Source organism: Stenotrophomonas sp. AGC87 (genome assembly GCF_057333975.1).
On sequence record NZ_JBHFHW010000015.1, the window covers coordinates 157,646 to 168,802 of the forward strand.

At 68.9% G+C, this 11,157-nt stretch carries 12 protein-coding genes; 4 read left to right on the forward strand and 8 right to left on the reverse strand.

Translation table 11 applies throughout. The features are described 5' to 3' along the window. Positions 1–51: 51 nt before the first annotated feature. The gene (gene metK, locus ACE026_RS06795) at positions 52–1,263 is read right to left on the reverse strand and encodes a methionine adenosyltransferase (RefSeq protein WP_019182462.1); all 1,212 of its coding nucleotides are present in this window, start codon (positions 1,261–1,263) and stop codon (positions 52–54) included. A gap of 327 nt (positions 1,264–1,590) precedes the next feature. On the opposite strand from metK, the gene ACE026_RS06800 reads away from it, so the two are divergent. Genes ACE026_RS06800 through ACE026_RS06810 form a run of 3 tightly spaced genes read left to right on the forward strand, consistent with a single transcriptional unit; the run spans position 1,591 to position 3,995 of the window. Beyond that, positions 1,591–2,433 (forward strand): UDP-2,3-diacylglucosamine diphosphatase, encoded by an 843-nt coding sequence (locus ACE026_RS06800; RefSeq protein WP_486038468.1) that lies wholly within the window; start codon positions 1,591–1,593, stop codon positions 2,431–2,433. A gap of 48 nt (positions 2,434–2,481) precedes the next feature. Further along, positions 2,482–3,558, forward strand: a complete 1,077-nt coding sequence (locus ACE026_RS06805; protein WP_486038469.1) for a metal-dependent hydrolase — start codon at positions 2,482–2,484, stop codon at positions 3,556–3,558. Further along, the gene (locus ACE026_RS06810) at positions 3,555–3,995 is read left to right on the forward strand and encodes a hypothetical protein (protein ID WP_282262434.1); all 441 of its coding nucleotides are present in this window, start codon (positions 3,555–3,557) and stop codon (positions 3,993–3,995) included. The genes ACE026_RS06805 and ACE026_RS06810 overlap by 4 nt, the downstream gene beginning before the upstream one ends. A 13-nt stretch (positions 3,996–4,008) precedes the next feature. On the opposite strand, the gene ACE026_RS06815 is transcribed toward ACE026_RS06810, so the two are convergent. From ACE026_RS06815 to ACE026_RS06845, 7 genes are all read right to left on the reverse strand, one after another. Further along, positions 4,009–4,836, reverse strand: coding sequence for a methyltransferase domain-containing protein (locus ACE026_RS06815; protein WP_070471740.1), 828 nt, complete (start codon positions 4,834–4,836; stop codon positions 4,009–4,011). 9 nt (positions 4,837–4,845) lie between these two features. Next, positions 4,846–5,838: a tRNA dihydrouridine synthase DusB gene (gene dusB / locus ACE026_RS06820; protein WP_486038470.1), complete on the reverse strand. Its 993-nt coding sequence runs from the start codon at positions 5,836–5,838 to the stop codon at positions 4,846–4,848. Between the two features lie 207 nt (positions 5,839–6,045). Then, on the reverse strand, positions 6,046–6,465 hold the full coding sequence (locus ACE026_RS06825; RefSeq protein ID WP_486038471.1) for a hypothetical protein: 420 nt from the start codon (positions 6,463–6,465) through the stop codon (positions 6,046–6,048). 129 nt (positions 6,466–6,594) lie between these two features. After that, positions 6,595–7,341 carry a SagB/ThcOx family dehydrogenase gene (locus tag ACE026_RS06830; RefSeq protein ID WP_486038472.1) on the reverse strand — a complete coding sequence of 249 codons (747 nt, stop codon included), beginning with the start codon at positions 7,339–7,341 and terminating at the stop codon, positions 6,595–6,597. Between the two features lie 14 nt (positions 7,342–7,355). Then, positions 7,356–8,693 (reverse strand): YcaO-like family protein, encoded by a 1,338-nt coding sequence (locus ACE026_RS06835; RefSeq protein ID WP_486038473.1) that lies wholly within the window; start codon positions 8,691–8,693, stop codon positions 7,356–7,358. Then, positions 8,690–9,241: a hypothetical protein gene (locus tag ACE026_RS06840; protein ID WP_486038474.1), complete on the reverse strand. Its 552-nt coding sequence runs from the start codon at positions 9,239–9,241 to the stop codon at positions 8,690–8,692. Before ACE026_RS06840 ends, ACE026_RS06835 begins: the two co-directional genes overlap by 4 nt. Positions 9,242–9,292: 51 nt before the next feature. Continuing rightward, positions 9,293–10,150, reverse strand: coding sequence for a hypothetical protein (locus tag ACE026_RS06845; RefSeq protein ID WP_486038475.1), 858 nt, complete (start codon positions 10,148–10,150; stop codon positions 9,293–9,295). Between the two features lie 76 nt (positions 10,151–10,226). On the opposite strand from ACE026_RS06845, the gene ACE026_RS06850 reads away from it, so the two are divergent. Then, complete coding sequence (locus tag ACE026_RS06850; protein WP_486038476.1) at positions 10,227–10,883, forward strand: phosphatase PAP2 family protein; 657 nt, start codon at positions 10,227–10,229, stop codon at positions 10,881–10,883. The last annotated feature ends 274 nt before the right edge of the window (positions 10,884–11,157 follow it).

The window sequence follows — 11,157 nt, forward strand, 5'->3', positions numbered from 1 at the left end:
CGGCCACTACCTACAAAGTGAAAGGGCCGCTTTCGCGGCCCTTTCGAGGGCTTACTTCAACTTCGCATCCGCGCGCAGGGCGGCGGCGCGATCGGTCTTCTCCCAGGAGAAGGCGGTCGCGTTGACCTGTTCGCCAGCACCGTTGGTGTAGCTGAACTCCTTGGCCTTGCGGCCGAAGTGGCCGTAGGCCGCGGTCTGCTGGTACATCGGGTGGATCAGGTCCAGCATCTGGATGATGCCGTACGGGCGCAGGTCGAAATGCTTGCGGATCAGCTTCTCGATCTTGTCATCGCTGATCTTGCCGGTGCCGAAGGTGGTGACCGAGATCGAGGTCGGCTCGGCCACGCCAATGGCGTAGGAGACCTGCACTTCGCAACGGTCGGCCAGGCCGGCGGCAACGACGTTCTTGGCGACGTAACGGGCCGCGTAAGCCGCCGAACGGTCGACCTTGGATGGATCCTTGCCCGAGAACGCACCACCACCGTGACGGGCCCAGCCGCCGTAGGTGTCGACGATGATCTTGCGGCCGGTCAGGCCACAGTCGCCCACCGGGCCGCCGATCTCGAACTTGCCGGTCGGGTTGATGTGGAACTTGGTGCCCTTGTGCAGCCACTTGGCCGGCAGCACCGGCTTGATGATCTCTTCGCGGACGGCCTCGATCAGGTCCTTCTGCTTCACGCCCGGGGCGTGCTGGGTCGACAGCACCACCGCATCGATGGCCGAGACGGCGCCGTTTTCATAGCGCAGGGTGACCTGGCTCTTGGCATCCGGGCGCAGCCAGGACAGCGGCGAGTTCTTTTTCTTGCGGATCTTGGCCTGCTGCTCGACCAGGCGGTGCGACAGGTGGATCGCGGCCGGCATGTAGCTGTCGGTCTCGTTGGTGGCATAGCCGAACATCAGGCCCTGGTCGCCAGCGCCCATTTCTTCGGGCTTCTTGCGGTCCACGCCCTGGGCGATGTGCGGCGACTGCTTGCCGATCAGGTTCAGCACGCCACAGGTCGCGCCGTCGAAACCGACGTCGGAGCTGTCGTAGCCGATGTCCAAGATCACCTTGCGGGTCAACGCTTCCAGGTCGATCCAGGCGCTGGTGGTGATTTCACCGGCGACGATGGCCACGCCAGTCTTGACCATGGTTTCGCAGGCAACGCGCGCACGCTTGTCCTGGGTCAGGATCGCGTCCAGCACCGCATCGGAGATCTGGTCGGCAATCTTGTCCGGATGGCCTTCGGAGACCGATTCGGAGGTGAACAGGTAGCTGGACATCAGGCGTAATATCCTTTGATTCGGATGGAAAGATGGCCGCGAATGATACACGGCAAGTCGCGCACTTGCATTGTGCGTCAGCACGGGTTGCCGGTGGTTAAGCCCGCGTGCCCGTCGCAGAGCCCTGTGTGACGGGATTGGGGCCCAGCGTCGCCGCCCAGTGTTCCACGGGCGTGACAAATGGCCTGCCGCCATTGCCGGTGGACGGGCCTCCGGATGGTCGCGAGGCCGGGGCGTGTCACCCGGCCGTCGTCAAACCGCCATCGGGCTGTCGTCGGGGCCGTGCAGGCTTCGGCGCATCCGGCCGCCGGACCTGAGGAGCACGCCATGCACGCATTCGAGCAGCGCGACGCGCGGGAGGCCGCCACGCGGCCGGGCACGACCCTGGCGCCCCATCGGCGGGCCGTCTTCCTGTCTGACGTGCACCTGGGCTCACGCCACTGCCATGCCGCCGAACTGGCCCGGTTCCTGGCCGAGCTGCGCTGCGAACGCCTGTATCTGGTGGGCGACATCATCGACCTGTGGTGGATGGCGCACCGCCGGGCCGCCTGGCGGCCGGCCCACAGCGAGGTGATCCAGGCGCTGCACGCGCTGCAGCGCACCGGCACCGAGATCATCTACATCCCCGGCAACCACGATGCCTCGCTGCGCAAGGTCTGCGGCCTGATGCTGCCGGCCATGCAGGTGCGTCGGCGGGCGATCCATGTGACCGCGGACGGGCGCCGGCTGCTGGTCGTGCACGGGGATGACTACGATGGTGTCACCCACTTCGGCGGTCTGCAGGAGAAGTTTGGGGACTGGCTGTACTACCGCATCCTCACCGGCAACCACCTGCTCAATGCCGCGCGACGACGGCTCGGCCAGCGTTACTGGTCGCTCTCCGAATTCCTCAAGAGGCGCAGCGGCGCGGCCGAGCGCTACATCGAACGTTTCGTCCAGGCCGGGCTTGCGGATGTGCGGCGACGCGGTCTGGATGGCATCGTCTGCGGGCATATCCACCGCGCCGCGCTGGTCGAACGCGACGGGCTGATCTATGCCAACGACGGCGACTGGGTGGAAAGCCTGACCGTGCTGGCCGAGGACCCGGACGGCAGCCTGCGGCTGCTGGATCACACCGGGCAGACGCTGGTGGCGCTGCCCGGCAGCGGCGCACTGGCCAGAGCGGCCTGAGCAAAACGGCAGAGGCGCACGGCCAGTCCCGGCTGCTAGCATCGGCCGATGGACTCCTTTACCCAGATCGTACTCGGCGGCGCAGTCGCCGCCGCCATCGCCCCGGCCGGCCATCGCCGCGCGGCCCTGTTGGCCGGTGCCGCACTCGGCACTCTGCCGGACCTGGATGCGCTGGTTCTGGCCTTCACTGCTGCCGATCCCGTGGCGCTGATGGTCGAACACCGCAGCTACAGTCACTCGCTGCTGGTGCTGCCGTGGGTGGCCGCGCTGATCTGGTGGTTGTTCAAACGGTTTGGTCACGGCCGCGTGGCGCAGGCGCCGGGGCGCTGGTTCTGGGCGATCCTGCTGGCGCTGATCACCCATCCGCTGCTGGATGCTTTCACCGTTTACGGCACCCAACTGTGGTGGCCGTTCACCCCACACCCTGCGATGTGGGCCAGCGTCTTCATCATCGACCCGCTGTATACCGTGTGGCTGCTGCTCGCCTGCGCGGTGGCGTGGTTCGCGCGGGCGCGGCCGTTGGCGCAGAAGGCGCTGGTGGCCGGGCTGGTGCTCAGCAGTGGCTACCTGGGCTGGTCGTTGCTGGCCAAGCACAGCGTCGATCGCGAAGCCGACCGCGCGCTCGCCGCGATGGGGCTGGGCGATGCGCCGCGCTTCTCGGTGGCGATGCCATTCAACACACTGCTCTGGCAGGTGGTGGCGATGACGCCCAACGGCTACGTGATCGGCGAGCGTTCGCTGATCGCCGACCACGGCCCGATGACCTTCGAGGGCCATCCCTCCAACGTACAGGCACTGCGCCAAGCGGCGACGCTGCCGGCCGTGCAGCGCCTGAACTGGTTCAACCGTGGCTTCATGCGCGCCCAGGTGGTCGATGGCGAACTGCGGCTCAGCGATCTGCGCATGGGCCTGGAGCCGGACTACACCTTCACCTTCGCGGTTGCGCGGGCTGAAGGCGAAGGCTGGGCCGGAATCACACCGCGACAGCTGCGCCCGGCGTATGAAGGGGAGCAGGGCAGGACGATGCTGAAGCGCCGGTTCGCGACCCTGTGGCAGCGCATCTGGCATGCGCCGCCGAGCACCGACGTGATGGCACCGAAGGCAGGTTGGACGGAGGCACCGTGACCGAGCGGTTCGACATGGAAATCAATGGCACGCGCTACACCCGGCTGGCCGATGTGCCGCCGGAGTATCGCGCGCTGCTGCTGGAGCTGGCCCCGGGCCGCTCCGCCGAGCAGCCGGCAGTGCCGTTGCGCGAGATCATGCGCAAGGCCAAGGCGCAGCCGGACCGCGAACGCCAGCAGCAGGTGCTGCTGGACGAGCTGCGCAAGGTCGATCCCGAGCGCGCGCGACGCATGCAGAACAAGCTCACCGAGCGCAGCCAGCGGCCGGCCACCGGTACCCTGGAAGTGGGCAACACGCCCACCGCACGCCCGCGCGAAGGGGCCCGCAACACCGCCGGTGGCAGCACGGTGGCCCCGGGGGATCGGGGCGGACTGGGTATCTGGGTGTTGCTGGCGGCAGCGGTCGTGGTGACCCTGGTCGCCTGGGCGACGCGCTAGCGCCGCGCCGCGATCAATACACCGTTGCGCGGGCCTGCACGAAGGAGAAGAAGAACACCGCGTTGGGGTCGTTCTGGACCAGGCTGAACTCGCGGCGCATGCCATCCACCGTTTCCTGGTCGACCAGGCCGGCCTCCAGCAGCGGATCGGCGGCGGACAACAGCAGCTGCTCCCAGAACGCGATCATGGTCTTGCGACGGGCCGGTTCGCGGTTGTCCAGGTGGATGGTCTTGATCTCGGTGTGCACATCGCGGAAGCCACCGGCCAGCAGCAGGTTGCCGAGCTTGGCGCCGACAAACGGATCGCCACCGTGGTCGTACTGGAAATCGTTGAAGGCCATCCAGTAGCGCCAGATATGCGGCGAGTACGGATCGAGCAGGAACGAGGCGTTCATCACTTCGGTGACATACACCGGCGAGCCCGGCACCAGCACGCGGCGCACTTCGTTGAGCACCCGCGCCGGTGACGGCACATGCTCCAGCACCCAGCACAGGAAGGCCGAGTCGAATTCGCGCGCGCCGAACGGCAGGTTGCCGGCATCGGCCTGCAGCAGCGTGTAGCGCTCGCGGCACCACGGCGTCTTGGCCAGGTTGGTGGCGGCGGTGGCCAATTGCGCCTCGCTCAAGTCCACGCCGGTGACATGCAGCTCCGGGAACCGCCGCAGCAGGATGTCCGTCTGTGCGCCCACGCCGCTGCCGACTTCCAGCAGGCGGGTGGCGCCGCCGTAATCGATGCCGCTGAAGATGCTCGATTCGAACAGGCGCGACTGGGTGACCAGGCGGTGCTGCTCGGTATCGGAGAAACCGTGGAGATAGGTCGGTGCAGTGATGGGCGGGGTCATGGCAAAGGCTCAGGCAGCGGACGACAACGACTCGCCGGCGGCGAGGGCGTCGAAATACTCGGTGGTCAGGGCGACCTGGCTGGCCGCATCCTCGGCGCGGTTGACCACCGCACGGAAGGCAGCGTTTTCCGGCCGGTCCTTGGCGTACCAGCCCAGGTGCTTGCGCGCGATGCGCACGCCCTGCTGTTCGCCATAGAAATCATGCAACGCATGCAGGTGGCCCAGCAGCAGGTTGCGTACCTCGGCGACCGACGGCGGCGCCAGCAGCTCGCCGGTGGCCAGGTAGTGCGCCACCTCGCGGAAGATCCACGGGCGGCCCTGGGCGGCGCGACCGATCATCACCGCATCCACGCCGGTCTGCTTGAGCACCTGCGCGGCCTTCTGCGGTGAATCGATATCGCCGTTGGCGATCACCGGAATGCGCAGCGCGGCCTTGATCGCGGCGATGGTCTCGTACTCGGCGGTGCCGGTGTAATGCTGGTCGCGGGTACGCCCGTGCACGGCCAACGCGGCGATGCCGCTGTCTTCGGCGATGCGGGCGATCTGCGGGCCATTGCGATGGTCGCAGTCCCAGCCGGTGCGGATCTTCAGGGTGACCGGCACGTCCACCGCGTTGACCACCGCGGTCAGGATGCGCGTGACCAGGTCTTCATCGCGCATCAGCGCCGAACCGGCCCAGGCGTTGCACACCTTCTTGGCCGGGCAGCCCATATTGATGTCGATGATCTGCGCGCCGTGGTCCACGTTGTAGCGCGCCGCCTCGGCCAGCTGCTGCGGCTCGGTACCGGCGATCTGCACGCTGATCGGGTCGGGCTCGCCGGCATGGTCCATGCGGTGGAGCGATTTGCGGGTGTTCCAGAAGCGCGGATCGGAGATGGTCATCTCCGAGGCAGCCAAGCCTGCACCCAGCTGTTTGCACAGCAGGCGGAAGGGCTTGTCGGTGACACCGGCCATCGGCGCCAGCACCACGTTGGGCTGGATGTTGTAGGGGCCAATCTGCATGCGGGCATTGTAGTGCCGGCCGCTGGCCGGCAACCACGCAGGTACCGTCACCCGTTCAGGCCGATCCGGAAGGGCCTGATGCGCTCCGGTCATGAGCATATGCTTGACGATTGCTTCCGTCGCCCCCAGCGGCGGCTGATGCTGGCCGGTTACCGGCAGTGCCGGCCGCTGGCCGGCAATCACGTGGCCAGGGGTTGCCGCCGGGTACTACCGGGCCAGGGTGCCGGCGACGTACAGGGCGGCCAGCGCCAGGCAGGTCAGTGAACTGGCATACCAGAAGCGCGCACCGTTATAGCCCGGGCGGACCCGGCCGATGATCAGCCCGGCCAGGCCCCGGCCGCCAAGGATGCCGATGATTCCCAGCAGCACCCAGCGGGTACCGGGCAGCGGACGGACCCAGCCGGCGGCCGACAAGGCGTACAGCGTCCAGATGCTCAGCACGAGGGTGATCGCGGCAGTGATCACGGCAGGTTCGGCACGCCCGGCACGGGCCAGTCGCACCATGCGTTGGCCGGCCCCGAAGAATTCATACCACGGGGCGCCGAAGGCGATGCAGCCGATGTGGAGCAGCACGGCAAGCGCGGTGCCGGTGGCGGCCAGCAGCATCCAGAGGGGGGTGTCGGTCATGTCGTGCGTCGTCCGTGAGCGGGGAGCCCATGGTCGAGTGACTGCAGCAGCGGGGCAATGCAGGCAGCGGCCATCCGCTGGCAATCCCCGGCCATGTACGTCAACCGTCTGCGCGACACCGGCGAGCGTTCACGGCGCCGGACCACACGCGTAGGCCAGCACCGCCAGATGCCGCTGCGGGTCGAGCCCGAGCAGGGCCAGCACGGCGGCGTCGTCGAACGAGCCGATCGCGCAGCCGGCGGCGTTCATCGCTGCCACTTCCTGCCCCAGCGCCCCCAGCCAGACCCCGGCCTCGATCAACACGAAGCGGCCACCGCGCTCGCCGTACTTGGCCAGTGTGCCGGCCGGTTCGGCGATCAGGAACAGCACCGCCGCCGGGCGCTCGGGCCAATCCACGCCAAGCAGTGTGGCGAGCGCCGGCCACGGCGGGCAGGGCGCCACCGGTACCAGCGCATGTTCAAGTGGGTCATACCAATGGATGCCTGGGTCTGCAGCGGTCACACCGTCGCTGCCGTACAGCGCGGCATAGGCCTGGATCGGGTACTTGGCCCCGCCGGACGGCAGGCGCCGCGTGTCACTCTCGCCGGGCCGTGCCCGCAGCGGGGCCAGCACACGGCCCAGTTCCTTGGCGCCCCAGCGCGCGTCACCGAAGCGGCGGCCACTGTGGCGTTGTGCCAGCGCGTCACCGGGGAGCACCGGGTCCGGCAGGGCGATGCCGGCGGCTGCATGCAACGGCCGCGGCGGCGACCAGGCACGTGCGGCATCCTCGGCGATGCGCGCGCGCATCACCTCCGCGCGCGCAGGCGTGAGTTCGCCGTTGTGCCAGAACAGATGGAACAGGGGGGCATCGTCCCAGGGGGAAGGCGGTGACGGCATGCGGTCCTCGGGGATCAGCCCAATGGATGCGGAAAGGGGTTGGGAAACGCGCCGCCGTGCGGCACGCCGGGATAGCGCCAGGCCACGTCCCGGCAACGGCCACCAAGGAACGGCGCACGCTCGTCGGCATGCAGGCCGCTGAGCTGCGGCGACAACACCCGCATTACCCGCAGCCCGGCCGCGGCCACATCGGCGGTGGTCATCTCGCGGTAGTACAGCGCGATGCCGGCACTGCCCAGCCGGCGCCGCAGCAGATCCAGCTCGGCGATGGCGCGCGGTGCGGCGGGCGGGATCGCCGCGCCCGGCAGGGGCAACTGCAAGGTGCTGGGGCCCGCCTCCCCGAGCAGCGGCAGCTGCGGCCATAGCTCGGGGCGCAGGGTGTAGAACGCGGCATGTTCATCGAAACTGCGCAGTGCTGCGGCATCGCGCGGCAGCCGGGCGCTTTCGCGGCCACACAGATGCGCGGCAAAGGTCAGCGCCTGTTGCCATTCCAGCAGCGCCTTGTGCAGCGCCTCGCCCGGATCGGCGCGGCAGGCGATGCCCAGCACGTGGCGGGGGCGGCCTTCGAACGGGATGCCGCCCGCGACCGCGATCACCGGGTGCGGGTTCCAGTGCTGGGTCAGGTCGAAGGCCTGCAGTTCACCGCCGCGCGCGTCCACATGGGCGTGCCATTGCGGCGGCAACGCGATCCGCCGGCCGGCCACGCCGTTGAGCCATGTCACCGCCAGTGCATCGCGCTCCAGCAGCTCCTGGGCCGCCCGCAACAGCGCCAGCCAGGCGCCATCGCGGCCATCGCGCCACGCCGCCAGCCCACTGGACGTGGACGGCAAGCGCGCCAGGCCACGGCGCGGCCCCAGTCCGACCAGTTCCTGCGGCACCCAGACCATGCGGTTGTCATCGAGCGAATGCACCGCTGCGAACAGATCGTCATCGCGTTCGGGCATCGGCCACGGGAAGCCGGGCGTGGCGCGTTGGCGAGCCGAGAACAGGGCGAAGGCCGATTCGTCCAGGCGGTGTGCGGGTGTCAGCGCGTCACGGCGACGCACCTCCACGCTCGCCTGCGCCGCCGCCAGCCGCTCCAAAGCCTCGGCGACCGCGCCATCGGCGGCTGCATCGGCCTCCAGTGCGACCGCGCCTGAGACCCCCTGCCAGGGATTGGCGGGGTCGGCCGGAGTAGCGGCGTTGTGTACGCGCCGTCCCTGGAACAAGGGCCCGGTTGCATCGCAGGGGCTGGCCTCGATCGGCTGCGCCGGGCGTACCAGACCACAGCGCGAACGTGCCGCGCCATGCAGCAGGTGCGAGGACAGCGTGGGCGTTTCCGGCTGCGCCGCCTGCACGGCGGCGCGGCTCATTTCATCACGCTCAGCCAGAGCATCATCTCGAGGGCGCCGACGGCGAACAGGCCCAGCAGCAGGGCGATGCCGATGCCGATGCCGCGCCCGAGCGACCGCCCCGAGCGCTCGTAGACGAGGGCGTAAATCCCGACATACAGCCCGACGGCGACGAACAGGCCGAAGATCGGGTTGGCGGTGCTCATGAAAATGCCGCCGCCGATCGCGGCCAGCGGCAAGGCGAACAGCCCGAGCAGCACCCGACTGGTGCGGCTTAATCCGACCACCGGTACAACGGGAACGGTCGTCTCCGGAGCGTGCGGATTCGCAGCGTCAGGCGGCGCCTGCGGCAACGCAGGTGGCTGGGCGTGGAGGTCCGTACGGGTGTCGACGCTGGCGACCGCAGCCGCTACGGGGTCCAGCTTGCCAAGCACCACCGCCGACAGCACCGAGGTGCCGAGCAGGGTGACGATGCAGGAACTGCAGGTGGTCGACGTCGAGCCGCCGCCTGCCGCGGCAAGGTCCTGGCGTGAGGCACTGGCATCGAACTGGGTCGGCAGGCGATACATGAGGTCACTCCATTGACCGGGGCGGAAACGCCCGGCGCGTGGCGCACATTATCACGGGCGCCCGGTGTCCCAAGGCAAGGACAGCGGTGGTGGCAGCGACGCCTCGCCGCCCTGGCAGGCGGGGCACCACGGCAGCCGCAGCACCCGGTCGCGCTCGCCGTGCAGGCGATGCAGGTCGAGCCAGACGCTGCGTTCCAGATAGCCCAGCAACAGCGGCGGCTGATCCAGCAACGGCGCGACCAGCGCCGCGATCCGTGCCGGTTGCGCTGCCATCGCCGGCATCGCCGGCACGGGTGCTTCGCCCCAGCGGCGCAGCACCCGGTTGCCCAGGCAATACACGCAGGCGCTCTGGCCGGGCACCACATAGGGCCCCAGCGCGAGTGTGTGGTGATAGCTGAGGTCGAGCAGCAGATGCGGTTGTGCCGGCATCTGCGTGCGGTAGCGGGCCAAGGCCTGTTCCCAGCCCAGCCCGTGCCGGACCAGCACGAGGAGGTCGGCATCGGCGACCGCATCGACGCGCTGCAGATCCGGGCTGGCATGCCGGTCGAAGGCGTCGGCCAATCCCGGCAGCGGTTCGCCGAGCCAGTCGAGTGCGTAGCGCGTCACTCTGCGCGCGGCGCGCAGCGGCACCAGCACACCGAGACGTATCAACTGGCGGACCGCCGGACCGCACTCGGCATCGTCCTGCAGGATCGCCAGGGTGTCGTTTTCCCAGTGGCCGAGAATCCGCTCGATGACCGTCGGGGTGTCGGCCTCATCGACCACATACAGTTCGTCGGCGCCACCGGACACCAGCAGCAGCTGGCGCTGCGCATGGGTCTGCGAAAACAGCGCCCATGCCGGATTGCGCGTCCAGCGCGGTTCTCCCGCGTGCGGGCCTGCGTGTTGCTGACTGCCTGCTGCTGCCACTGCGTACAGTCCGTGTATCCGCGAAAGCGCAAGGATAGCGGCAAACAGGCGGGCCACGTTCTGCTACGGTGCGCGCGTGCCCACGCCGTCTGTTGCCAACGCTTCCGTTCCCCAGCCGCCCTGGCGCGAGGCGATGCTGTGGATGCTGCTGCTCGGCGCGATGTTCATCCATGGCTACAGCTGGACCAACCATTGGGCAGCCAGCCAGGCGCACACCTACAGCCTGCACGGTCGCTGGGACGAGGCGATCCCGTTCTGGGCGTGGACGATCTGGCCGTACCTGGCGCTGAACCTGCTGTACCCGCTGACGTTCTTCCTCTGCCCGACCCGATCGGCCCTGCGCCGCCATGCCCTGGCCATCGCGCTGGTGCAGGCCGCCTGCATGCTTGCCTTCGTGTGCTGGCCGACCGGCAACGTGCGTGTGTTGCCGCAGCCGGAGGGCGCGAGCGGCCTGCTGTTCGCACAACTACGCGCGTTCGAAGCGCCCTTCAACATGGCGCCGTCGCTGCACGCTGCGGTACTGGTGGTGGTCTGGCAGACATGGCGGCAGTCGCTGCAGGCGGATGCGGCAGCGGTGCGCTGGTTGTGGAACGGCGCCTGTGGGCTGATCCTGGTCTCGACGCTCACTACCTGGCAGCACGATCTGCTGGATGTGCTTGCCGGGCTGTTGGTCGGTGCGTTGGCGCTGTGGATCACGCACTGCGTGCCGCCCTCGTTGGGGCGCACCGGCTGACTGCAGGCGACTGCAATTCCGGGTGCGGCGGCGGCCGGTGGGTCGGGCGCTGTGGCGCGATGCCCTTGCCGGCGAATGTCCCCCGGCGCCGGCCTGCGGCCGTCCCCTCCTCCTTGATTTCGCCCACAAGGGCATCGCGCCCCACGTGTCCAGACCACTGGCGTTGCATGGAGAACGCCGCTTTTTCTTCTGCATGCCGCGAGCCGGAGCCCCGTAGCGGCGGGTAGGCTCCTGGGCAAAATCAAGGAGGAGGCCGTCGCCGCGAGGCGTCGGC